This is a genomic window from Acinetobacter sp. YH16032 (assembly GCF_013417345.1).
Classification (GTDB): domain Bacteria; phylum Pseudomonadota; class Gammaproteobacteria; order Pseudomonadales; family Moraxellaceae; genus Acinetobacter.
Genome location: NZ_VPEE01000022.1, coordinates 18,883 through 41,859 on the forward strand (window position 1 = coordinate 18,883; position 22,977 = coordinate 41,859).

Below are 22,977 nucleotides of genomic sequence, written 5' to 3' on the forward strand. Positions count from 1 at the left end.
ACTCAGGTTTTGTCGATGACTTCATCAAAAAAGAAATTCACCACTAAATTTATTTTATTGGCAAGTCTAGGCCCCCTTATCCCGTTGCTTATCATTGCGATTGCTTTTTTTGCAGTAAAGAGTGATGCAAAAAACAAAGCAGAGTACGATCGTTTACGTGCAGAACAAGCCGCGCGAATTGAAGCTAGAGAAAAACAAGAGCAACTTGAGCAGAATGCTTCGTCTGTAGCAGAGCCTTTGAACTAATTATTTTTTAGCAAGAATGTCTTTTTTGAGACTTTGAACACTTGGGATGTCGTTATAGCGAAATACTCGATATCCTGCTTCATAAAACATTTGATCGCGCTCAGCATCTTCTTGTTCCTTACCAAGATGACTTGGATCATCGAGTTCGATAATGGCGACAACTTTAAGCTGATCATCCAGTAAGACAAAGTCAGTCACTTTTCGATTAAATTTAGCTCGAATCTTTAGACTGGGGTTTGTGATTAAAGCGCTAAAAGCGACTTGAGCAAGCACATGGTATTGCGGAAAGCTCTCTTTTAATCTAAAAAACATTTTACTTTCAAATGCGGTAATAATGCGTTTGGGGTAAAAGCGTTGTGGCTTTTTAAATAATTGTTGAAAGGTAATGGTGAGCAGGGCAAGGGTTGCAATTACACCAATAATTAAGAAAGTAATTTGACTGGATTGAAACACAAGAATTCGTAAATAAAAGCACATATAAGAAAAAACCCACTCGATTGAGTGGGTTTTTAGAATCTTGGCTCTCCAACCTGGGCTCGAACCAGGGACCTGCGGATTAACAGTCCGTCGCTCTACCGACTGAGCTATTGGAGAATCTGGTACGCATTCTATGAGTCAAATGAAGAGAGGTCAAGCCTTAACATTGAAAAAAATTAGAAATATGAATCAACTGATTTAAATTTAATCTAAGTGAAACGATCTATAGCTTTTTTAATAAATGGACATACTCTGCTTTGCTTTTCAGTGGATTCGCTTTACGGCATAAACTCATGAGTTCCATCATGGTCTGTTGTGATGATTCCACATTTACCTCGTTTTGAATTTTTTTAATCAGGAGTGTGTGTTCAGAGGATAATTCTGAAGTGCAGTGATACAAACGTTCATACATAAGTGCAGGGGCTACTTTATTATGTTCAGATTTCTGAGTGCATTGAAATATAAAGATGAGACTGCCAACAAGTAGAGACCAGAAAATCAGTGATTTAAGCCAAGGTGTATTCATTTTTAGACTTTTTTAGAAAATTAGAATAATTCTATAGCAAATCAAAAATTTAGGCATAAAAAAACCCAAGTCATTATGCTTGGGTTTTTAGAATCTTGGCTCTCCCACCTGGGCTCGAACCAGGGACCTGCGGATTAACAGTCCGTCGCTCTACCGACTGAGCTATGGGAGATTAGATTGGCTCTCCAACCTGGGCTCGAACCAGGGACCTGCGGATTAACAGTCCGTCGCTCTACCGACTGAGCTATTGGAGAATCTGATGCGCATTTTAGGGTTGAAATTACTAGTCGTCAACCAATTATTGTAAAGAAATGAATAGTTTGATTTATTAATACTCAAATTGATGTAAATAATAAAAAAACCATCCTAAAAGGATGGTTTTTTAAACAAAATAAGACGGTTAAATCTTATTTTTCAACGCCAGCTTCTTGACCAGCATATTTCGCGTTAGCGTAATCCCAGTTCACTAAGCTTTCTAAGAAAGTAGAAATATACTTAGGACGAGCGTTGCGGAAGTCGATGTAGTAAGCATGTTCCCAAACATCGATCGTTAATACAGCAACTTTACCGTGAGCAAGTGGAGTATCAGCATTTGAAGTTTTCATGATAGAAAGTTTACCATTTACTTCATCAGCAACTAACCAAGCCCAACCTGAACCGAATTGAGTTGTAGCAGCAGCAGCAAATTCTTCAGCAAATTTTTCGTAAGAACCGAAAGCTTCATCGATTTTAGCAGCTAAAGCACCAGTCGCTTTACCACCACCGTTTTTAGCCATACAGTTCCAGTAGAATGTGTGGTTCCAAACTTGTGCTGCGTTGTTGAAGATACCCGCTTTAGAAGCATCACCAGCAGAAGCTTTGATGATTTCTTCAAGCGTTTTACCTTCAAGATCAGTACCTGCAATAAGGTTGTTTAAATTAACAACGTAAGTATTGTGGTGTTTGTCGTGGTGGTATTCTAAAGTTTCTTTGCTGATGTGTGGAGCAAGATCTTCGTAACCGTACGGAAGAGCAGGTAAAGTAATCGTTGTCATGTTTTAAGTTCCTTGCATTGTGCTGGGTTTTACATCGAAGTGCACTTATTGTAATAGATTCTCACCATATTTTGCGCATTACTTATAAATAAGAATACAGAATAAAGCGTGAATTAATACGTATAAGCTCACTCCAATTTAAAACGCGTGGTTAAATCAATTTAAATAGGATTATTGAGTTCAACGTAATGATATTCAAGACCAAATTGTTCACAAATTGCTTGACCTAGTCGTTGAACGCCATAACGTTCAGTCGCATGATGTCCACATGCGTAATAATGCACATCTAATTCTACAGCTTGATAAAAGGTACGCTCACTGACTTCACCTGAAATATAAGCATCGCAATTTTGTTCGGCAGCTTTAGTGATAAAGTCTTGAGCCCCGCCAGTACAAAATCCAACTTTTTGAATACTTGGTTTATCAGCCATCAAATGTATCGCATCATAATTAAGTTGTTGTGACACAAAAGCTTTGAACTCATCTGGTGTCATTGCATTTTTTAAATAGCCGATATTTCCAATGGGATGACGTTCACTCGGATCAAGTGCTTCAATTTGATCAAGATGAAGTAAATCTGCTATCGCTGCATTATTTCCCAAGCTAGGGTGGCTATCGAGAGGTAAATGATAAGCTAATAGTGAAATATCATGTTGAATGAGTGATTTAATTCGCTTGCCACGTATTCCTGTAATCGGAGATGGCTCACCTTTCCAAAAATAGCCATGGTGAACCAATAAAACATCAGCTTGCAGCTCGATTGCAGCATCAATGGCTGATTGAGAAGCCGATACAGCACAAACAATTCGCTTTACTTCTGTTTTACCTTCGATTTGCAGACCATTGGGAGCGTAATCTTTAAATTCATTGGCTTTTAGGGTCTGATCACACCATTGGATAATGTCGTTTAGCTTTGCCATAATGTTCTTAAGTCTGTGAAAATATAAAGATCAAAGCATATTTTTAATCTTAACTAAAGCCGAACAAAACTATTTTCACAATTTTAGGTATATAAATTTTTTTTGATTACAATATGCAGTCATAAAATACTTTTGTCATCAATAAATTAAAATTCTCAGAGGATATTAAAGTGCGCCGGTCCTTTACATGGTTACCATGGGTGTTACTCATTATTGTCATTATTAGTTTTGTCACATGGCAAAAACTAAATCAACCAAAGCCTCAAATAGCAGCTGATGGATATAAAATGCCAGCTGAAAAAGTAGAACCTTTGGTGGATACGACACGTTCTGGGGGAGTAGTGTCATACAATGCTGCGGTAAAGGTCGCAGCACCTGCAGTCGTTAATATTTTTACAACACAAACTGTAAAAAAAGTGGATCATCCGATTTTAAATGATCCTGTTTTTAGAGAATTTTTTGGTGGTCAATTACCTGAACGTTTTGGACAAGAGCCAAATGAAAATAGTTTGGGTTCGGGGGTGATTGTTCGACCTGATGGTTATATTCTGACTAATAATCATGTGATTGCACAGGCTGACCAGATTGTTGTGGCTTTGTATGATGGTCGTCGAGCAGAAGCCAAAGTAATTGGAACAGATCCTGATACGGATTTAGCAGTCATTAAAATCGAAATGGACAAACTGCCAGTGCTTCCTTTCAAACTGAGTGGAAATGAAGTTGGAGATGTTGTACTCGCAATTGGTAATCCATTTGGCGTGGGGCAAACAGTTACGCAAGGGATCATATCTGCGACAGAACGTTCGGGATTGGGTATAAATTTCTATGAAGATTTTATTCAAACCGATGCTGCTATTAATCCAGGTAATTCTGGGGGAGCACTCATTGATGTTGCAGGTAATTTGATTGGGATTAATACTGCAATTTTCTCGCAATCGGGTGGTTCTTTAGGAATTGGTTTTGCTATTCCTGCTAAAGTCTGCCAGCAAGTTCTGAATTCAATATTAAAAGAAGGCAGAGTAATTCGAGGGTGGCTAGGAATTGGTTTGGCGAATCCGACGCAACCCGATGTATTACAACCTCGTGAGAAGGGTGTAATTGTGAGCAGCGTCTATGAGTCTGGTCCAGCAGATAAAGCTAAGATTAAAGTCGGTGATCGGATCATGAAAGTAAATGATCAGGAGATCAATAATCCATCACAATTGATTAATTATGTTGCGATGCAATCACCGAATACCTCTGCAAAAATTGAGATTTTACGTGAAGGTAAGAGTATCAATACGGAAGTGGTTATTGGTGAACGACCAGCTGAAACCAGCGATCGTAATAGCCAGTATATTCCATTACCTCGTCGTTAAATTAACAAGCCCCAGTAATGGGGCTTTTTTATAATTCTTAGATTCTATATTGTTTCAAACCTTTGAATGGATCTGAATAAATCTGCTACTTAGTGATTTAAATGCGGTCATGCATTCCTAAGTGACGGTGAGATAGGGTTTTAATACATGCAGAATTAAATTCACTTAACAATGATTAAACAGTGTACGAAACAAAAAAAGCCAGTGGTTCACTGGCTTTTTAAAAGAATAAAATTAGCTTTCCTGTTGAATACCCGCAACCAACCAATCTTGACTAGAACCCGCTGGTTTAACGAAATGCCAAACTTCAGCAAAAGGTTGTGGAAGGCTGTTTAAGTCTTCACTTACCGTACCTGTGAAACGAACGCTAACAACGTATTGACCATTTTCAGTTGCAGAATCAACAACCATCGCATTCAGATTTGAAAACTCAGCTACGTCTTGATCTTGGTTAGCCATGATATCGTTATACATCGATTGATAAAGATCAGGCGTCAAATAACGTTGAATCTCAGCAATATTACTTGCCGTATTCATCGATTGAATATGGTTGAAGCGTTGGCGTGCAATGCGCAAGAAAGCAGCTGGTTCAGTTCCGTCAGGTAGCTGACTTCCACTAGACATTGTTGCTGCACCAAAAGGAGCTTGTGGTGCTTGACCAAATGGCGCTTGAGATGCAGCTGTACCACCGCCCACAGATTGACCAAAAATATTGGTATTGTCATTAGACACTGAAGGGCGAGGTGCAGTAGTTTGACCAAACGGTGCAGATTGAGGACCTGAACTGTTTGGTGCATATGGGTTGTTAGCCGCTAATTTTTTTTTTGCTCCGAATTTACGGAAGATGAAGAACGCAGCAGCAGCAATAATCAACAACCAAACCCAACTTGGGATACCACCTTCTTCCTCAGGTTGTGCAGCAACTTCTGCTTGACTCGCTGGAACAGTATCATCATCTGCTAAAGCATTTGCTGCGACTGCACCAATTGCAGCACCAGCAACACCAGCAGCGACCATACCACCAACACCAGGACCAGACTTTTGAGGCGCAGTCGCTGGAGCAGCAGGTTGTTGGGCAGGAGTAGCTTGACGTGGTTGCTGATATGATTGGGTTGGAGCAGCAGAACGGCTCATACCATGGCTTTTACCACCACCAGCACGTTTTGCTTCTGCAAAAGGCGCTACCATGAGTGTCGCCATTAAAATACCCGCAACTAAACTACGCTGTCGAACTTCCATCTAAAATTCCTATTTAAAAAAGTTAATTTCACACTGTATTTATGCAGTCTTTTGGCTTAAATTTCAACTTAAACCTCAATTTTTTTCAGTATTCATACACAGTGTACAGTTAAATAAATTGATCAGCTGAATTAATGTTCATCCGCTAAGCTCATCGCTTCAGTTAAAGCTTCATGTAGACGGGCAACGGCGATAATTCGAACACCAGGAATATCCTTTTGCGGTGCATTCGCTCTAGGCACAATAATATATTTAAACCCGTGCTTAATTGCTTCCTTCAAACGTTCCTGCCCGTTAGGTACGGGACGAATCTCTCCAGATAAACCCACCTCGCCAAATACAGCCAATTGCTGGGGGAGTGCTTTAGCTCTCAAACTTGAAGCACAAGCCAATAAGACGGCGAGATCCGAACCTGTTTCAGTAATTTTTAAGCCACCAACAACATTCACATATACGTCTTGACCAGAAGTTTGAACACCACCATGTCGGTGCATGACGGCGAGTAGCATATTCAAACGGTTTTGCTCAAGACCCAAGGCAACACGGCGAGGTTGACCATGCGCGTCATCTACTAGGGCTTGTACTTCAACTAAGAGTGGACGTGTGCCTTCTCGACTAATCATGACAATAGAACCAGGAATCGCTTCATCATATCGGCTAAGAAAGATGGCTGAAGGATTGGCAACTTCTCTGAGCCCCTTATCGGTCATTCCAAAAACACCGAGTTCGTTCACTGCACCGAAACGATTTTTAACAGCTCGAATCATTCGATAACGTGAATCAGATTGACCTTCAAAATAAAGTACGCAATCGACCATGTGTTCTAAAACACGAGGGCCAGCCAATGCACCTTCTTTGGTCACATGACCCACAATAAATAAAGCTGTTCCGCTGTTCTTCGCAAAACGTGTCAGAAGGGCTGCAGATTCTCGAATTTGAGAAACGCCGCCTGGTGCAGACTGTAAGGTTTCAGTGTATAAAGTTTGAATCGAGTCTAAGATCGCGACAGCAGGTCGTTCATGCGCTAATACTTCGCAAATACGCTCTACGCACGTCTCAGCCATCACTTTTAATTGATCAGTTGGAAGATCCAAACGATTGGCACGTAATGCAACTTGAGATAAAGATTCCTCACCAGTGACATATAGGGCGGAACTTTTCGCGGCAGCCATATGGGTTGCCGTCTGCAAAAGAATTGTTGATTTACCAATACCAGGGTCACCACCGATCAGTACAACTGAACCAGTAACAAGCCCTCCGCCTAAAACGCGATCAAATTCTCCAATCCCTGTTGCTAAACGTGTTTCGTGAGAAACTGAAACTTGATTCAATGTAGTGATTGATGCTGCTTGACCAGCATAGCCGCCTGCAATTTTTGGATTTGCACGATGCGTAATCGCAGGGGCAATGGTGACTTCAACTAAACTGTTCCATTCTCCGCATTCTGAGCATTGACCTGCCCATTTAGGATGATCTGCACCACATTGTTCACAGCGATATACACTTTTTGCTTTAGCCATAACTTGATATAGGTTTTTTGATTTTCTATATGCTGAGCATACTGAGTAAAGGTCACGAAAACAAAAAATATTGATCAAATTTTAAAACAATAAGACAAGTCATGACGTGTGCTGAAGTGAGATATTGAATTAAAGCGATCATGAATTAATTTATACTCATATCAAGAATCGACTGAGTTATTTGATATGCGCTTGTACGCCCAACATATTGATGCCATCGCACGCGAAATACAGCGTGATGTGCTGTTTATTCATTTTGAGAATTACACGGATGATCAGAATGAGGAAGAAAGTATTCGAGATCATGTGATTACATGGCTTGAACAACATGAAATTGAATTTGAGCCATGTCTAGGTTTGTCTGGTGAGGATGAAATTGACAGCTATCTGGGTGACCTATATCTAGATATTCCTTTTGATGAGCAAAATAAGCAGTATCAGCTGGTTAAAAATTATCTTGAAGATGAACAAGGCAATATGAAAATTGAACATGTTTTATTTTTTGTGTTGAGCTTGGAGGTAGCAGAAGAAATTGCAAAGGATCAAGAAGAAAAACAAAATTTGAACGATCAGAAATTTTTGTGAAAAGACAAAAAAAGCCTCATCAATGAGGCTTTTTTTGGTTTGATTCTATTAATTTGTTTAATAAAGCTCACCAGATTTTCGTCGTTCAATAAAATCTTTAGATTCTTTCGCAATAACTCCAGAAAGTAACAATAAGGCAATTAAGTTTGGTGCTGCCATTAAACCATTGAAGGTGTCTGCGAAAAGCCAAACTAAATCAAGTGTGACGACACAGCCTACAAATACTGAAGCAATATAAATGAGACGATAAATAAATACTGACTTTTCACCCAGTAAATAGGTGCAACATTTTTCGCCGTAATAACTCCAACCTAAAATAGTTGAATATGCAAAAAAGATGATTCCGAACGTAACAACCCAGCCCCCAAATCCTGGTAGTAATTTGTCAAAAACACTAATGGTCAGAACAGCCCCAGTTTGATCACCAAATGTTTGTCCAGCCATGATGAAGCCCATGACTAAAACAATACCTGTGATTGAACATACAACAATTGTGTCAATGAAAGTACCAGTCATTGAAACTAAGCCTTGACGGGCAGGGTGGTCAGTTTTAGCTGCTGCCGCTGCAATTGGAGCAGAGCCCATACCAGCTTCGTTTGAAAATACACCACGGGCAACACCGTAACGAATCGCTGCACCAATCGCACCACCTGCTGCCGCTTCACCTGTGAATGCATAGGTAAAGATCATTTTTAAAGCAGGAACAACTAATTCAAGGTTATTGAAAATAATAATTAGCCCGCCAATGACATAGCCTAGAGCCATGACTGGAACAATAATTGAGGATGCTTTGGAAATAGACTTAATACCGCCTAAAATCACCAATGCAGAGAAAATTGTAATAATGATGGCAGTGGTGAGCGTGCTTATACCCAAACTATTTTCTACTGCTAGTGCCACTGTGTTTGATTGAACTGAGCTACCAATACCAAAGGATGCTAATGTACCAAATAATGCGAAGAGGACTGCGAGCCACTTCCATTTCGCGCCAAGTCCTCGTTCAATGTAGTACATTGGACCACCAGACATTTCTCCTTTTTCATTTTTTACACGGTATTTGACCGCCAAAACACCTTCACCGTATTTGGTTGCCATACCGAAAAATGCAGTCATCCACATCCAGAATACAGCACCCGGACCACCCAGTACACAAGCAGTCGCTACCCCTGCGATATTACCTGTACCAATCGTGGCTGAAAGTGCGGTCATGAGTGAGGCAAATTGTGAGATATCTCCCGAGTCTTTTTTTTCTGGGTGTTTCCCGAACACTTGTTTAAATGCCAAAGGAAGCATCCTGAATTGCCAAAAAAGTAGACGGAATGTTAAGAAAACACCTGTCCCAACAATCAGCACCAGCATATAAGGTCCCCAGACTAAGCCGCTGAGTGTTTCCATGGTTGATTGTATTTCTTGCATAAATTACCTTCTTATTTTCCTGATTGTTTTTTACATGCATGATCAAGCAAGGGATATGCCATACTTTTGCGCGATCAAACACATCATTCCTTTTGATTATTTTTTGCACTTATATTTTTTACATATAACAACAAGATTTTCAATATTTTACTCAAAATAAGATAAATAAATATGATGAATAATTGATCACTCTAGTGATATATAAGAAAAATGAATTAATACTTTAAACTAATTAGAAAATATTGATCGTGCTAATTTTCTTTTTGAAATCTGATTTTTTTCAGTTAAGTTGTGCCGATTAATATATTTGGTGAATTTGAAAATGTCAGATCAAAATATAAATTCGCCTCAGCAAAATGGTGAATTACAACGAAGTCTATCCAATCGACATTTGCAGTTAATTGCAATTGGAGGCGCAATTGGGACAGGTTTGTTCATGGGCTCTGGGAAAACAATTAGCCTAGCTGGTCCTTCAATCCTTGTAATTTACATGATCATCGGTTTCATGGTTTTTTTAGTGATGCGAGCACTAGGCGAATTGTTGCTTTCAAATTTGCAATATAAGTCGTTTATTGATTTCGCCACGGATTTAATTGGACCATGGGCAGGTTACTTTGTTGGCTGGACCTACTGGTTGTGTTGGATCACCATCGGTATTGCAGATTTATCGGCGATCATTTATTACCTTCAGTTCTTCAATAATGGGATGCCTTTTAGCCCTGAAGAAGGGGTAATGATTAGCATCGCTGCAATCGTATTTATCATGGGATTGAATCTTGTTACGGTGAAACTGTTTGGTGAATTAGAATTCTGGTTTGCTTTAATCAAGATTATCGCAATTGTGGTTTTAATTGGCGTTGGCTTTTGGATGATATTTACAGGTTTCACTTCTACATCAGGTGAAATCGCAGCATTCAGCAATATTTGGTCAAACGGCGGGATCTTCCCAACAGGTGCAATCGGTTTCTTGGCAGGCTTCCAAATCGCAATTTTTGCTTTTGTGGGTGTAGAACTGGTGGGTACAACCGCAGCTGAAACTAAAGATCCTGAAACGAACTTGCCGAAAGCTGTCAACTCGATTCCTATTCGAATCATTATTTTCTATGTTTTGTCGCTGCTCGTGGTGATGTCGGTTACACCATGGAATACGATTGATCCGAATATTTCCCCATTTGTAAACTTGTTTAGTCAAGCAGGTATTGCAGCCGCTGCTATTATTATGAATTTGGTTGTGTTGTCTTCAGTGATGTCATCGATGAACAGTGGCGTATTCTCAACCAGTCGCATGCTGTTTGGCTTATCGCGCGAAACTCAAGCACCTGAAGCTTTTGGAAGACTGAATAAGCGAGCTGTGCCAGCGAATGCCTTGTATTTCTCAGCAGTATGTTTGTTACTAGGGGCAGCACTGCAATACTTCGTACCGAATACGGTGGAAGCATTTACTTTAGCGACAACACTTTCCACCATTTTATTTATTTGTGTATGGTTGATGATTATTTGGAGTTATGTGGTGTATTACAAAACACGCCCAGAACTTCATGCCAAATCGAAATTTAAACTACCAGGTGGATTGGTGACATGTGCGATTGTTGCTATATTCTTTATTGGCATGATTGGAGTATTGGCTTTAGAAGATGATACTCGCCGTGCATTGATGGTGAGCCCGATTTGGTTTGTTATTCTGATCATTGGTTATTTTGGTTTTTATAAAAAAAAATAAAAACTTATAAATGATTTGCAATTTAGGTCAAAAGAAACGTCAGTAATTACTGGCGTTTTTTTATTTCTGTTATTAATCTGTTGCGTTAAATACTTTGGTGAATTAGATGATCAAGGTATACTTCTATAAATTTTACTGATAGGTGTAGGTATGCGTATTTTGATCGGAGTTATCAGTGCAGCCGTTGTTTCAATCTTGGCTGGATGTGGTCAGACTGGTGCATTACAACTACCCAGTGATCCAAACTATGACAAGCGAGCACAATATTTAATTTATAAAAACAATGATCGCCCAAGTCAGGATCAAGCTGAACCTAAAGCAGATGCTGCACCTACTCATGATTAATATTCATTTATTTTTTTTCTCCAGCGCAATTTAGAAAGGATACATCCATGAGTTTCCCTCGCATTCAAGGGGTTTTGCACGCAGAACAATGTTCATTGGATCAACTTGCTCAGCAATTTGGTACACCACTTTATGTTTATTCAAAAGCAACTTTTGAAAAACATTATTTGGATATGGATCGTGCTTTTAACTTTATCGATCACCAAATTTGTTTTGCAGTGAAGTCAAACTCAAATATCGCAGTTCTAAATGTGTTGGCGAAACTTGGTTGCGGTTTTGATATCGTGACTGGAGGTGAATTAGCACGTGTTTTACGCGCAGGTGGTGACGCTTCTAAAATTGTTTTCTCTGGTTTAGGTAAGTCTGAGGCTGACATTCGTCAAGCATTAGAAGTGGGTATTGCTTGTTTTAATGTGGAATCATATGCAGAGCTTGACCGTATTCAAAAAGTTGCAGCAGAACTAGATGTTAAAGCTCCAATTTCACTTCGGGTAAATCCAGATGTTGATGCCAAAACACATCCATATATCTCGACTGGTCTTAAAGAAAATAAATTTGGTATTCCTTCTGATTCGGTATATGAAACTTATCAGTATGCAGCAAGTTTAAGTCACTTAGATATCGTAGGAATTGATTGTCACATTGGTTCACAATTGACTGAAACTCAACCTTTTGTTGATGCGCTTGATCGTGTCATGAACATGATTGAAGCATTGAAAAAATTAGGGATCAACCTCAAACATATTGATATTGGTGGTGGTCTTGGTGTGACTTATAAAGATGAAGTTCCACCGACAGTTGAAGAATATGCAAATGCTTTACGTCCTGCATTAGAAAAACTTGGTCTTAAAGTGTATATGGAGCCAGGGCGTAGTATTTCAGCGAATGCTGGCGTATTGGTGACGAAAGTTGATCTTTTGAAACCAACCAATCATCGCAATTTTGCAATTGTTGATGCAGCAATGAATGACTTGATTCGTCCTTCTTTGTACGAAGCTTGGATGGATATCCAAGAGGTTAATCAAAATTCGCAAACTGAGAAAAAAGTTTGGGATGTGGTTGGTGCGATCTGTGAAACAGGTGACTTCCTCGGTAAAGAGCGTGAACTTGCGATTCAAGCGAACGATCATTTAGCTGTTTTGGGTGCAGGTGCTTATGGTTTTGTGATGAGTTCAAATTACAACAGCCGAGGTCGTGCAGCAGAGGTGATGGTTGACGGTGATCAAGCACACTTAATTCGTGAACGTGAAACGATTGAGTCTCTGTGGGAACGTGAGTCCTTATTGCCTTAAGGAGACAATAGATGTTGCTAGAATTTACTAAAATGCATGGTCTGGGTAATGACTTCATGGTGGTTGATTTAATCAGCCAACGTGCTTATCTAGATCCTGTCATGATTCGCCGTTTGGCTGACCGTAATTTTGGCATCGGTTTTGATCAGTTATTAATTGTTGAAACACCAGACCATCCGAACGTTGATTTCAAATATCGCATTTTTAATGCGGATGGTTCTGAAGTTGAGCAATGTGGCAATGGGGTTCGTTGTTTTGCCAAATTTGTTCATGATCGTCATTTAACCAATAAAACTAAATTCAAAGTGCAAACAAAGGCGGGGATCGTCGAGCCTGAGTTGGGTGCGAATGGATGGGTGCGTGTGAACATGGGGTATCCGAAGTTCTTACCGAACCAAATCCCATTTCTAGCAGAAGCGCCTGCTGCTTTATATGATTTAGCTTTAGCGGATAATGAGACGATCAGCATCGATGTTGTCAATATGGGAAATCCGCATGCAGTGACCATTGTTCCAGACGTGTTAACTGCTGATGTTGCTAAAATAGGCCCTCAAGTGGAATCTCACGAACGTTTTCCTGAGCGTGTAAATGCTGGATTTATGCAGATCGTTGATGAAAAACATGCTCGATTACGAGTTTTTGAACGTGGTGTGGGAGAAACATTAGCTTGTGGTACAGGTGCATGTGCTGCTGCTGTCTCAGGTATGCGCCGTGGTTTATTGTCTAGCAATGTGGAAATCGAACTTGCCGGCGGTAAATTGCTGATTGAATGGAAAGAGGGAGATGTGGTTTGGATGACTGGTCCAACTGCAACGGTTTATGAAGGTCGTTTGGATCTTCGTTATTTTCAATAAAACTTATTTCCTAACTAAAAAGCCCTGAAATTCAGGGCTTTTTACTTTATGATTTGTTGGAATGCCCACGAGTATTGATGATTAGACATCGATTCAATAGAGAGAAAGCCAAATGCAATATGGCGCAATGCAATTGCTGTCAATGTGGTTGAAAGAGAGAAAGATTCAAAATCAATCTGAGCATACGCTTGAGGCGTATTTCCGTGATGTGTCTGGTTTTATTGACTTTTGTTATGAAAAGAAAATTGAATTAAATCAGGTTGAAGCATCTGATTTACGAGAATATATGGCTTATAAGGTTGAACAACATCAACTCAATAGTGCAAGCTTACAACGTCATTTAACAGCCATTCGTCAATTCATGAAATGGGCTGTGGAAGGGAAATATGTATCGAATAATCCTATTCATGATTTTAAGTTAAAAAGACAGCCAAGGCCTTTGCCAGGTATGGTTGATGTCGAAACGATTCAGCAAATCTTGGATCAACCGGCACCTGAATCCTCTCAAGATCATCTCTTGTGGTTAAGAGATAAAGCTATTTTAGAGCTGCTTTATTCAAGTGGTTTACGATTAGCTGAAGTACAAGGATTGAATATTCGAGATATCGATTTTACACGACAATTACTTCGAATTACAGGTAAGGGAAATAAAACTCGGGTTGTTCCTTTTGGTTTGAAAGCGAAAACAGGTTTAATTGAATGGCTCAAAGTCCATCGTATCTGGTGTGGAGACATTGAATTGGATTCTCCAGTTTTTATTACCAAAAAAGGGAGTCGATTGACGAATCGGCAGATTGAAAATCGAGTCAAATTGCAAGCACAAAGAGCGGGCGTAAATGTGGATTTACACCCTCACTTATTGCGACACTGTTTTGCTAGTCATCTGCTTTCAAACAGTGGTGATTTACGAGCAGTTCAAGAAATGCTAGGTCATAGTAATCTATCTACGACACAAATTTATACTCAGTTAGATTTTGATCGTTTGGCTCAAGTCTATGATAAAGCTCACCCTAGAGCCCAAAAATCTTAATCCTCAGTATTAAGTATATTGAATATACTTAATACTGTACTGAATGATAAAGTTATCTGTTTAAAGTGCTGGTGTGTGTACAGGTATCATACGTGCGGGATTTACTTTTTGGAATGCGACTGCGATTTCAAATAAAGTCGGCTCATCAAATTCACGAGCAATAAACTCGATGTTAACATTCATAGGATAACTACTGCGACTTGAGTTCACTGATTTAGCAGGCATAGATAATGCAGGAAAACCACTAAACGGACTTAGGCGATTATTGGTACCTGTGGTCGGGCTACTTCCTAAATTGCCGGCAAACCCAGTAATAGACGGGTAGGCTAAAGCGTCGTATTGTACGCCTTTACGAGTACCATCTAGTTCAACATTATTTAAAGCGCTATTCATCCGTAAGCGCACGAATGGACTTCTTTCAGTGGTGTTGCGCTCATAATTCTCAATATATGAAGCACTTGTTGGATCAGAATTATAGCCGCTGAAGTTACGGATCATTAGTTCACTAGCGAGTAAATCTTCATACGATTGGTAAATACTTCTTGTGGTCTTTAAATACTCTGTAAGTGATATTTTAAATTCAGCACTTGAAAGACTCGAATAACGTGTCAAAATTGTATTTAGATCGCTTATTGTAACTATTTCTACAGTTGCTCCAGCCTCTTCAAGTTTAGTAATTGCGTTGTCCATTGCTTCTTTAACGAGATTGTAGTCTTCTTTCTGTTGAGTAGTTGAACCTTCGGAAGGGTAAAGTGCTTGTACTATACCAATACGCTTTCCTGCAAGACTTACAGTGTCATGAGGAATGTAGCTATTCGGTTGATTAATCAATTCGCGATAAGCAGACTCTGATTTTAGAAGAGGAGAAGTGCGTGCAAATTCACTGCGTTGATTTGAACTTAATGAGCTATCGAATCCGATCATTGCATCCATTAATTTTGCACAGTCAATAGCTTGTCTACACATTGGTCCAGCAGTATCTTGAGTTGGTGCCAGTGGAATAATTCCATCTTGGCTCAAAAGACGTAAAGATGGTCGTAAACCGACAAGACCCTGTACTGATGAAGGCACACGAATTGACCCTCCCGTATCAGTTCCTATTCCCACCATTGAAAAACTTGCAGATATGGCAGCGCCAGTTCCTGATGATGAACCACCTGGACCTTTACTTAAGTCATACACATTTTTAGTTTGATCACCTAGAGTTGATTTTCCACCAAAGCCGAAAGCGAACTCATCAAGATTGGCTTTCCCTAAAATGATTCCGCCATTTTCTTTGATATTTTTTATGATATAGGCATCATCATTTGGAAAATTATCTTTTAATGCTATAGAACCTGCTGTGTTCGCCATATCTACAGCATCAATATTGTCTTTAGCGAGTACAGTGACACAGTGAAGAGGTCCTGAAAGTTTTGAATTTTTTGCAAATTGTTGGTCGAGCACTTCTGCTTCTTTAAGTGCATTTGGGTTTAAAGAAATAATGCTATTGAGCTCTGGACCTTGTCGATCGTAAGCTGATATACGATTTAAATATCCTTGCACAACATCAACACAAGATGAACCTTTGCTTAAAATCGAGTTATGCAAATCAGTAATGGTTGCTTCTACAGGATTAAATGGGACAGGAGGCGGCGTGTTAGAATTATTTGTGTTACTTTCATTGTCACCACAGGCGGTTAAGAAAGTTGCTATCGTGACAACAAGCAGAGTTTTTTTAAATGTGAACATTTGCATTCCCCAGATTAAGTTCAAACTGGTTAAGCAATGAATGTGCCATTCTTAAAATGAATGAAATTTACAGTTTTATGCTCCAGAAAATAGCTAATTACCATTGATATAAATAAAATGCGTTAATTTAATGCGAATAAAATTATTTGAAAAATAATGTATTGTTGGGATGGAGCTTTTGAAAGCTGTGCGTTTAAAAATAATTTTCCCTTAAACTTTAGATTAAATTTTTAGAATTGATTTTTTTAATACGATTTTTAAGGTATAACTTTAATAGATGGATTTAAGTTGTATACAAATTAAAAATATTTTGCAGGAATGATTAGGTCAAGCCATGATTGACAATATTGATCAAAAGTATCAGCAACTCTCTTCAGCACAAAAAGACATTTTTGCAGGTTATGGTTTACGTCAGGTGAAACATTTTGTGGAAATCAATTTACCGATGATTGAAGCAGCTCTACCTAACAATGCCTATGTGCAGGGTATTAATACTGAAGGAAAAATCCAAGCGATTGATCCAGTAGCATCTAAGACCTATCTGTGGATATCTGATCAGCAATGGCAAGAAAGACCTATTGCAGATCAAGGTGTAGATTTAAAAGAAGACTTTATTGAAGTTTGGAAAATTTTTGAATTAGAACAATATCCTATTATTGAATTGAGTCATGTCCATCGTGATTATTTGGCGGCGCTCAATCAAGCTTGAAATAATCATTTAAAAAACAGAGCTAATAATTTTAGCTCTGTTACTTTATAGAAAAGTACATTTACCTGTTTCCAACAACTCAATACATAAAGATAAAAATATTGATTAAATAATAATCAATTTTGTTTCATATATTTATTCTGCGCATTCGATTCAGTCAAATTCTTTACACTTGTCTAGTAATTTTGAATTTTTTTGGAGAGGGGTAAATGATTAAATTTCATGAAAATAATATCCATGCCGCCATTTTTGATATGGATGGCACAATGTTTGATACGGAGCGACTTCGTTTTCAAACGTTGAAGCAAGCATCATTAGAGCTCATTGGTGTCGAATTTACAGACGCCTATTTATTATCTTGTTTGGGTTTAAGTGCTCGTAGTGCCGAAAAACTGGCAAATCAGCAATATGGTCAAGAAGTACCGTATGCGGAAATTAGAAAGCGAGCAGATCAGCTAGAACTTGAGCATGTAAGAAAATACGGAGTGCCGATTAAATTTGGACTCATGCAAGTTCTTGAACGTTTAAGAAAGTCCAATCTGAAAATGGCAGTAGCGACTTCGAGTCGACGTGAAATAGCTGAGGAATATTTAATCAATGCTAATGTATATAAGTTTTTCGACATTATCGTATGCGGCGATGAGGTTGATAATGGAAAACCACACCCAGAAATTTTCTTAAAAGCTGCTGAGCAACTGAACATTGATCCAACTTTATGTTTAATGTTTGAAGACTCAGAAAATGGAGTGATATCGGCGTTTGAAGCGGGTGGATTAACGGTATTGCTTCAAGATATCAAAGAACCTAATTCAACCATGCTCGAAAAAGCGAATTTCTTTTACGAAAGCATGCATGATTTTCTGGAAGATTTGAATCAATTTACACCAAAATTAAAAATGCCTGCTCTATTTGAATCTTTTCCTCAGACTTTAAATCAGCATGTCGTGGGGATACATGGTTTTGGGGCAATAGGTGGTGGCTATATTGCCCAAGTATTGTCTCATTGGGATGGATATACTCGACCAAAACAAATCTATGCTTCAACGCGGAATTCGCTCTATAGAAATAGTGTGAATACATTTGGTGGTTACAGTATCCGTTATGGGCAACACTCTCATGACGAGCGAATAGACAACATCACTGTCATCGATGCATCAAATATTGAAATGATGCAGCACATGTATATTGAATCAAGTTTAATTGCGCTGTGTTTACCTGAAAAGGCAATTGAGCAAGAGGCTAAAACCATTGCGCAAGGGTTGTATGCGCGTTATATCCATTTTGAAGAACAGTTGATTCCTCTAACAGTTTTAATTGTTTTGAACAAAGTAGGCGCAAAATCATTAATTGAGCAACAGATTTGTAGTGCTTTGCATGAAATTACGGATGCGAAGACGGTCAATATCATTATGTCGCAGCATTATTTTTGCGATACAGTAGTTAATCGAATGGTAGCGAAAATTACAGATCAAAAACTATTTAGACAGTTAAAAATCAAATACAACATTTTTAGACATGTGCAGGATGAGCATGATTTAGACGTGACAGATGTGGATGAAGGGACGCGTTTAAATGCTGAACAAGAGCAATTGGCTACTCAGTATATTGACGATCTATACGAAAAATTCAAATCGGCGCATATTCTACAAAATCTAGAATTGATCTTATTTCATGCCGAAACAGATATGCCACTTTATGTGGAAAATAATAGTCCTTTATTGGAAAAAATGCGCCAAATGATTCTGGTTGAAGAGATTGAAGAGATACAGTTAATCAAAAATCGCATGTGGAATGGTGTGCATGCAATGACAGCGTGGGCTGCAATTTTTCGACAATATGAAACGATCGGGATTGCACTGTCTGATGAGCAAATTTCTAAATTTATGTTGGCAGTACTCCATGAGGTTAAAGTTGGATTAAAGGATCTACTACCACATCGAAAAGAAAATTTAGAATTGTTGGCGAAGAGTTTTATCGACTCTTGTGAGACGGCTTATAAAGACCCATGTGATCGAGTGGCACGAGACCCATATCGTAAGTTAGGTTTTGGTGAGCGGGTACTATCTTCATTGGCATACAATTTTCAACGTGGTAAGCCTTATCAGGAAATTTTCAAAGGGCTTGTATTGGGTTATGCATACGTTATATTGAAGCAAAATCAACTACTTGAAGCTGTGATTCGGCATTTTGCTCAGCAACTTAGTCAAACTGAATTGGAACTTGAGGATCAATTGTATTTACAGGAAGAGCTGAAACGAAGACTCAAAATTTGTGATCCTAAATTGAGTGAATCAGTGGATCAGCATGTACTTTTAGAAAAAATTTTGAATGAAAAAATCGAGGTTGAAAAAACTTAAAGCATCGAACATTTAACTTTTTAACTTGATCAAAATGGATAATCGGTCCGATCTGAAAAGTCAGTCGGATCGATTGCTTTATGGTGTCAAATTGATTGCAGGGGCAGTTGATAGCTTTGTTTAATGATTTGACTGGGTAAATCCGTTTTCACACTGGTAATCCCATTTTTTTTGGTTAAGTGTTCTGACTGAAATTTACGATAGTTCTCCAAATCAGGTACGACAACTTTTAACATCGCATCACATTCGCCCAAAATAATATAGCACTCCATCACTTGAGGGAGTTCTTTCATCGCCTCAATAAAAGTATCGATGGTTTCAGCGTCTTGTCCCACCAACCAAATACGCGAAAATAGAATAAGTTGTAATCCGATTTTTTGAGGATCAACAATGGTTGTGTATTGCTGGATGACTCCAGCATCTTCGAGAATTTTTACGCGTCTTAAACAAGAGGATGGTGATAAGCCAATCTCTTTGGCTAAATCATTATTTTGAATTCGACCGTTGGTTTGAAGTTCATGAATGATACTTTTATCGATACGATCTAATTTAACTGAAATTGATTTAGATATTATTTTCATATATTAGAATTAAATTCTAAAAATTAAAGAATCAATAGAATATTTGAAATCCTATTTTATGTAAATTCGAAGATACTTTTTTCTCATTTTCATTAATGATGGAAGAAAGAAAATGTCTACCTATTGGTTATTTGCTTTGACAGTTATCCCTCTTATTTTTACGCCTGGTCCGGATATGTTATTTATTCTGTCACAGGTAATGGGTAAAAATGCGAAAGCAGGCGTTATGGCGACTTTAGGGGTGTGTTTAGGTTATTTCGTCCATTCTTTTTTAGTCGTTGTGGGTATTGCGGCTATCATTGTTTCTTTCCCTATTATTTTTGAAACGATCAAATGGTTAGGAATCTGTTATTTGCTTTATTTGGCATTTAATTTGATTCGATCTGCGCTTAATCACAAAAATATTGAAATTAAACAAAGTCAGGTCAATAGTCCGATTAGACGCGGTTTTATAACATCCTTACTTAATCCTAAAGGTATGCTTATTTATTTTGCGATTTTGCCTCAATTTATTAATCAGCATCATACCTATTCGATTATGGGGCAGGGGATTGTCTTATCCCTAATTTTTATTGGATTATGCTTAATTATTTATTCATCATTGAGTTTTGTATTTGCATTTTTGACACAGAAAACAGGGATAAATGAAAAACGTCAAAAATGGATTGATGGTGGTTCGGGAGTGATGCTTTCATTGGCAGCAACATGGCTCATTGTGAATTAACATTAAAAAAAGCGCAAACTAATGTTTGCGCTTTCTATTCAAATAGAATTAACTTTGGTTAAATTATACTCAAAAAGGATAGCTGTTATTGTAATTTTTGCTGTCTGTTATGACATTTTTTACCTCAAATTTGGTGACTCACGCCAACGCTTTTCAACGTAAAATAAGAGTCTACAGCATCAATTCAACTGATGTAGTTAATAAATTAAAAAAATATTAAAAATCAAAGTTTAATTTTTTACAAAAAATATTGAAAAGCTGACAAATTTATTAACAAAATAATTTCGTGAACGCTCCGTTCAACGAAAATTACGCTTTTTTACAGCAGTTTTGTGAATTGTGACTTGACCGAAATGCCAAACACATTGCAAGATAGGACACCTAAAAATTTTAAATGAAGAGTTATTATAACTTTTCTGAATATTTACTTCTGTTAAAACAGCCGAGGATTACATGAAGGCTCTTGTTGCTGTAAAACGTGTGGTTGATGCCAACGTTAAAGTTCGCGTAAAGCCGGACAATAGTGGGGTTGACCTTACTAACGTTAAAATGTCAATTAACCCATTCTGTGAAATCGCAGTGGAAGAAGCGGTTCGCTTAAAAGAAAAAGGAACTGTTTCAGAAATCGTTGTTGTTTCTATTGGTCCTAAAGAAGCGCAAGAACAAATCCGTTCTGCAATGGCGCTTGGTGCAGACCGCGGTATCCTAGTTGAAGCTGATGATAGCCAACTTGGTGCTTTAGAAGTTGCGAAGATTCTTAAAGGCGTTGTAGACGCTGAACAGCCACAACTTATCCTTCTTGGTAAACAAGCAATTGATGACGACTCTAACCAAGTTGGTCAGATGCTTGGCGCATTACTTGGTGCTGGTCAAGGTACATTTGCTTCAGAAGTTAAAGTTGAAGGCGATAAAGTACAAGTGACTCGTGAAATCGACGGTGGTTTACAAACTGTTGAACTAGCACTTCCAGCGATCATTACGACTGACTTACGTTTGAATGAGCCACGTTATGCTGCTCTACCAAACATCATGAAAGCACGTAAGAAACCGCTTGATACTAAATCTCCTGCAGATTTTGGTGTTAATCCTGCAACTAAGCTTAAGACTGTTAAAGTTGAAGCGCCTGCTGAACGTAAAGCTGGTGTTCAAGTGAAGTCTGTTGATGAGCTTGTTGAAAAACTAAAAAATGAAGCGAAAGTGATCTAATACAGAAGGATAAAAATCATGAGTATTTTAGTAATCGCTGAGCACGACAACAAAGCACTTAACGGTGCAACTTTAAACGTTGTAGCTGCGGCTCAAAAAATCGGTGGTGATATCACTGTATTAGTTGCTGGTTCAGGCGCTCAAGCAGTTGCTGATGAAGCTGCTAAAGTTGCTGGTGTAAGCAAAGTTCTTTTAGCTGACGATGCTGCATATGCAAACCAATTGGCTGAAAATGTAGCGAAGCTTGTTGCTTCAATTGGTGCAGGTTATTCACACATTCTTGCTGCGTCTACAACGACGGGCAAAAACGTACTTCCACGTGCTGCAGCACTTCTTGATGTAAGTATGATTACTGACATTATTGCAGTTGATGGTCCTAAAACTTTCAAGCGTCCAATCTATGCTGGTAACGCGATTGCAACTGTAGAGTCTGGTGAATCAGTTGTTGTTGGTACAGTTCGTGGTACAGCGTTTGATGCAGTTGCTGCTGAAGGTGGATCTGCTGCGGTTGAAGCTGCAACTTCTACTGGTGATGCTGGTATTTCTAAGTTCGTATCTGAAGAAATCGTAAAATCAGAACGTCCAGAATTAACAGCAGCTCGCATTGTTGTATCTGGTGGACGTGGTGTAGGTTCTGGTGAGAACTACCATAAAGTACTTGATCCATTAGCTGATAAGCTTGGTGCAGCTCAAGGTGCATCTCGTGCAGCAGTAGATGCTGGTTTCGTTCCAAACGATATGCAAGTTGGTCAAACGGGTAAAATCGTTGCGCCAGACCTTTATATTGCTGTAGGTATCTCTGGTGCGATTCAGCACTTGGCAGGTATGAAAGATTCTAAGGTGATCGTTGCGATCAACAAAGATGAAGAAGCTCCAATTAATGCAGTAGCTGACTACTGGTTAGTAGGTGACTTAAATACAGTGGTTCCAGAATTAGTTTCTAAAATCTAATTCAGCATTGCTGTACTAATGCTCTGATCGAGTAATGATTCATTTCATTTTACTTGGTCAGGGCATTTTTATATTTAATCATCAAAAAAATCTCATAAAACAAAATTATAGATTATTCTCATCAAGGGATCAGAATTTACCGTTTTATATGTTTTT

General features: G+C 38.6%; 22 protein-coding genes and 3 tRNA genes. 13 read left to right on the top strand and 12 right to left on the bottom strand.

Annotated features, from left to right (window positions below; genetic code table 11):
* Positions 1 to 15: 15 nt before the first annotated feature.
* Positions 16 to 246, top strand: a complete 231-nt coding sequence (locus FTV32_RS11375; RefSeq protein WP_051586562.1) for a hypothetical protein — start codon at positions 16 to 18, stop codon at positions 244 to 246.
* Here FTV32_RS11375 and FTV32_RS11380 read toward each other — a convergent pair whose 3' ends face one another.
* From FTV32_RS11380 to FTV32_RS11410, 7 genes are all read right to left on the bottom strand, one after another.
* Positions 247 to 699 (bottom strand): DUF2726 domain-containing protein, encoded by a 453-nt coding sequence (locus tag FTV32_RS11380; RefSeq protein ID WP_180028693.1) that lies wholly within the window; start codon positions 697 to 699, stop codon positions 247 to 249. It abuts the gene before it with no gap.
* Positions 700 to 764: 65 nt separating this feature from the next.
* A tRNA-Asn gene (locus FTV32_RS11385) sits at positions 765 to 840 on the bottom strand.
* A gap of 106 nt (positions 841 to 946) precedes the next feature.
* On the bottom strand, positions 947 to 1,249 hold the full coding sequence (locus tag FTV32_RS11390; protein WP_180028694.1) for a hypothetical protein: 303 nt from the start codon (positions 1,247 to 1,249) through the stop codon (positions 947 to 949).
* 96 nt (positions 1,250 to 1,345) lie between these two features.
* Positions 1,346 to 1,421 (bottom strand) — tRNA-Asn (locus FTV32_RS11395).
* Between the two features lie 6 nt (positions 1,422 to 1,427).
* Positions 1,428 to 1,503: transfer RNA gene (locus FTV32_RS11400), tRNA-Asn, on the bottom strand.
* Between the two features lie 153 nt (positions 1,504 to 1,656).
* Positions 1,657 to 2,283: a superoxide dismutase gene (locus tag FTV32_RS11405; RefSeq protein WP_092765960.1), complete on the bottom strand. Its 627-nt coding sequence runs from the start codon at positions 2,281 to 2,283 to the stop codon at positions 1,657 to 1,659.
* 161 nt (positions 2,284 to 2,444) lie between these two features.
* Positions 2,445 to 3,203, bottom strand: a complete 759-nt coding sequence (locus FTV32_RS11410; RefSeq protein WP_180028695.1) for a Nif3-like dinuclear metal center hexameric protein — start codon at positions 3,201 to 3,203, stop codon at positions 2,445 to 2,447.
* A 170-nt stretch (positions 3,204 to 3,373) separates the two neighbouring features.
* Here FTV32_RS11410 and FTV32_RS11415 point away from each other — a divergent pair, with 170 nt between their 5' ends.
* Positions 3,374 to 4,561 (top strand): trypsin-like peptidase domain-containing protein, encoded by a 1,188-nt coding sequence (locus FTV32_RS11415; RefSeq protein WP_180028696.1) that lies wholly within the window; start codon positions 3,374 to 3,376, stop codon positions 4,559 to 4,561.
* A 234-nt stretch (positions 4,562 to 4,795) separates the two neighbouring features.
* Here FTV32_RS11415 and FTV32_RS11420 read toward each other — a convergent pair whose 3' ends face one another.
* A complete protein-coding gene (locus FTV32_RS11420; protein ID WP_180028697.1) occupies positions 4,796 to 5,800 on the bottom strand; it encodes a Tim44 domain-containing protein in 1,005 nt (334 codons plus the stop codon).
* 131 nt (positions 5,801 to 5,931) lie between these two features.
* The gene (radA, locus tag FTV32_RS11425; protein WP_035267023.1) at positions 5,932 to 7,320 is read right to left on the bottom strand and encodes a DNA repair protein RadA; all 1,389 of its coding nucleotides are present in this window, start codon (positions 7,318 to 7,320) and stop codon (positions 5,932 to 5,934) included.
* Between the two features lie 186 nt (positions 7,321 to 7,506).
* Here radA and FTV32_RS11430 point away from each other — a divergent pair, with 186 nt between their 5' ends.
* Positions 7,507 to 7,905 carry a hypothetical protein gene (locus FTV32_RS11430; RefSeq protein ID WP_180028698.1) on the top strand — a complete coding sequence of 133 codons (399 nt, stop codon included), beginning with the start codon at positions 7,507 to 7,509 and terminating at the stop codon, positions 7,903 to 7,905.
* Between the two features lie 57 nt (positions 7,906 to 7,962).
* Here the strand turns inward: FTV32_RS11430 and FTV32_RS11435 are convergent, their stop codons facing one another.
* Positions 7,963 to 9,321 (bottom strand): sodium:alanine symporter family protein, encoded by a 1,359-nt coding sequence (locus FTV32_RS11435; protein WP_180028699.1) that lies wholly within the window; start codon positions 9,319 to 9,321, stop codon positions 7,963 to 7,965.
* A gap of 322 nt (positions 9,322 to 9,643) precedes the next feature.
* On the opposite strand from FTV32_RS11435, the gene FTV32_RS11440 reads away from it, so the two are divergent.
* From FTV32_RS11440 to FTV32_RS11460, 5 genes are all read left to right on the top strand, one after another.
* Positions 9,644 to 11,041, top strand: a complete 1,398-nt coding sequence (locus FTV32_RS11440) for an amino acid permease (RefSeq protein WP_180028700.1) — start codon at positions 9,644 to 9,646, stop codon at positions 11,039 to 11,041.
* 150 nt (positions 11,042 to 11,191) lie between these two features.
* Positions 11,192 to 11,386: a lipoprotein gene (locus FTV32_RS11445; protein WP_180028701.1), complete on the top strand. Its 195-nt coding sequence runs from the start codon at positions 11,192 to 11,194 to the stop codon at positions 11,384 to 11,386.
* Positions 11,387 to 11,433: 47 nt separating this feature from the next.
* On the top strand, positions 11,434 to 12,678 hold the full coding sequence (gene lysA / locus FTV32_RS11450; RefSeq protein ID WP_180028702.1) for a diaminopimelate decarboxylase: 1,245 nt from the start codon (positions 11,434 to 11,436) through the stop codon (positions 12,676 to 12,678).
* Between the two features lie 11 nt (positions 12,679 to 12,689).
* The gene (gene dapF / locus FTV32_RS11455; RefSeq protein ID WP_035267038.1) at positions 12,690 to 13,532 is read left to right on the top strand and encodes a diaminopimelate epimerase; all 843 of its coding nucleotides are present in this window, start codon (positions 12,690 to 12,692) and stop codon (positions 13,530 to 13,532) included.
* A 112-nt stretch (positions 13,533 to 13,644) separates the two neighbouring features.
* Positions 13,645 to 14,562: a tyrosine recombinase XerC gene (locus FTV32_RS11460; RefSeq protein ID WP_180028703.1), complete on the top strand. Its 918-nt coding sequence runs from the start codon at positions 13,645 to 13,647 to the stop codon at positions 14,560 to 14,562.
* Between the two features lie 60 nt (positions 14,563 to 14,622).
* Here FTV32_RS11460 and FTV32_RS11465 read toward each other — a convergent pair whose 3' ends face one another.
* Entirely contained in the window at positions 14,623 to 16,293 is a 1,671-nt protein-coding gene (locus tag FTV32_RS11465) for an amidase (protein ID WP_180028704.1), read from the bottom strand.
* Between the two features lie 334 nt (positions 16,294 to 16,627).
* On the opposite strand from FTV32_RS11465, the gene FTV32_RS11470 reads away from it, so the two are divergent.
* Together FTV32_RS11470 and mtlD are read left to right on the top strand one after the other, a co-directional pair.
* Entirely contained in the window at positions 16,628 to 17,002 is a 375-nt protein-coding gene (locus FTV32_RS11470; RefSeq protein ID WP_180028705.1) for a hypothetical protein, read from the top strand.
* A 209-nt stretch (positions 17,003 to 17,211) separates the two neighbouring features.
* The gene (gene mtlD, locus FTV32_RS11475) at positions 17,212 to 19,359 is read left to right on the top strand and encodes a bifunctional mannitol-1-phosphate dehydrogenase/phosphatase (RefSeq protein ID WP_180028706.1); all 2,148 of its coding nucleotides are present in this window, start codon (positions 17,212 to 17,214) and stop codon (positions 19,357 to 19,359) included.
* A gap of 86 nt (positions 19,360 to 19,445) precedes the next feature.
* Here mtlD and FTV32_RS11480 read toward each other — a convergent pair whose 3' ends face one another.
* On the bottom strand, positions 19,446 to 19,940 hold the full coding sequence (locus tag FTV32_RS11480; protein WP_092765973.1) for an Lrp/AsnC family transcriptional regulator: 495 nt from the start codon (positions 19,938 to 19,940) through the stop codon (positions 19,446 to 19,448).
* 112 nt (positions 19,941 to 20,052) lie between these two features.
* Between FTV32_RS11480 and FTV32_RS11485 the strand changes: the two genes are divergently transcribed.
* The 3 genes from FTV32_RS11485 (at position 20,053) to FTV32_RS11495 (ending at position 22,821) form a co-directional block, all read left to right on the top strand.
* A complete protein-coding gene (locus tag FTV32_RS11485; RefSeq protein ID WP_180028707.1) occupies positions 20,053 to 20,664 on the top strand; it encodes a LysE family translocator in 612 nt (203 codons plus the stop codon).
* 453 nt (positions 20,665 to 21,117) lie between these two features.
* The gene (locus FTV32_RS11490; RefSeq protein WP_035266425.1) at positions 21,118 to 21,870 is read left to right on the top strand and encodes an electron transfer flavoprotein subunit beta/FixA family protein; all 753 of its coding nucleotides are present in this window, start codon (positions 21,118 to 21,120) and stop codon (positions 21,868 to 21,870) included.
* 18 nt (positions 21,871 to 21,888) lie between these two features.
* On the top strand, positions 21,889 to 22,821 hold the full coding sequence (locus tag FTV32_RS11495; RefSeq protein WP_180028708.1) for an FAD-binding protein: 933 nt from the start codon (positions 21,889 to 21,891) through the stop codon (positions 22,819 to 22,821).
* Positions 22,822 to 22,977 lie beyond the last annotated feature (156 nt).

Coding starts and splice junctions, on each gene's coding strand:
- FTV32_RS11430 (WP_180028698.1), top strand. CDS start 7,507: ATGCGCTTGTACGCCCAACATATTGATGCCATCGCACGCGAAATACAG.
- FTV32_RS11495 (WP_180028708.1), top strand. CDS start 21,889: ATGAGTATTTTAGTAATCGCTGAGCACGACAACAAAGCACTTAACGGT.
- FTV32_RS11410 (WP_180028695.1), bottom strand. CDS start 3,203: ATGGCAAAGCTAAACGACATTATCCAATGGTGTGATCAGACCCTAAAA.
- FTV32_RS11405 (WP_092765960.1), bottom strand. CDS start 2,283: ATGACAACGATTACTTTACCTGCTCTTCCGTACGGTTACGAAGATCTT.
- FTV32_RS11480 (WP_092765973.1), bottom strand. CDS start 19,940: ATGAAAATAATATCTAAATCAATTTCAGTTAAATTAGATCGTATCGAT.
- mtlD (WP_180028706.1), top strand. CDS start 17,212: ATGATTAAATTTCATGAAAATAATATCCATGCCGCCATTTTTGATATG.
- FTV32_RS11490 (WP_035266425.1), top strand. CDS start 21,118: ATGAAGGCTCTTGTTGCTGTAAAACGTGTGGTTGATGCCAACGTTAAA.
- FTV32_RS11470 (WP_180028705.1), top strand. CDS start 16,628: ATGATTGACAATATTGATCAAAAGTATCAGCAACTCTCTTCAGCACAA.
- FTV32_RS11420 (WP_180028697.1), bottom strand. CDS start 5,800: ATGGAAGTTCGACAGCGTAGTTTAGTTGCGGGTATTTTAATGGCGACA.
- radA (WP_035267023.1), bottom strand. CDS start 7,320: ATGGCTAAAGCAAAAAGTGTATATCGCTGTGAACAATGTGGTGCAGAT.
- FTV32_RS11435 (WP_180028699.1), bottom strand. CDS start 9,321: ATGCAAGAAATACAATCAACCATGGAAACACTCAGCGGCTTAGTCTGG.
- FTV32_RS11445 (WP_180028701.1), top strand. CDS start 11,192: ATGCGTATTTTGATCGGAGTTATCAGTGCAGCCGTTGTTTCAATCTTG.
- dapF (WP_035267038.1), top strand. CDS start 12,690: ATGTTGCTAGAATTTACTAAAATGCATGGTCTGGGTAATGACTTCATG.
- FTV32_RS11440 (WP_180028700.1), top strand. CDS start 9,644: ATGTCAGATCAAAATATAAATTCGCCTCAGCAAAATGGTGAATTACAA.
- FTV32_RS11460 (WP_180028703.1), top strand. CDS start 13,645: ATGCAATATGGCGCAATGCAATTGCTGTCAATGTGGTTGAAAGAGAGA.
- lysA (WP_180028702.1), top strand. CDS start 11,434: ATGAGTTTCCCTCGCATTCAAGGGGTTTTGCACGCAGAACAATGTTCA.
- FTV32_RS11390 (WP_180028694.1), bottom strand. CDS start 1,249: ATGAATACACCTTGGCTTAAATCACTGATTTTCTGGTCTCTACTTGTT.
- FTV32_RS11485 (WP_180028707.1), top strand. CDS start 20,053: ATGTCTACCTATTGGTTATTTGCTTTGACAGTTATCCCTCTTATTTTT.
- FTV32_RS11465 (WP_180028704.1), bottom strand. CDS start 16,293: ATGTTCACATTTAAAAAAACTCTGCTTGTTGTCACGATAGCAACTTTC.
- FTV32_RS11375 (WP_051586562.1), top strand. CDS start 16: ATGACTTCATCAAAAAAGAAATTCACCACTAAATTTATTTTATTGGCA.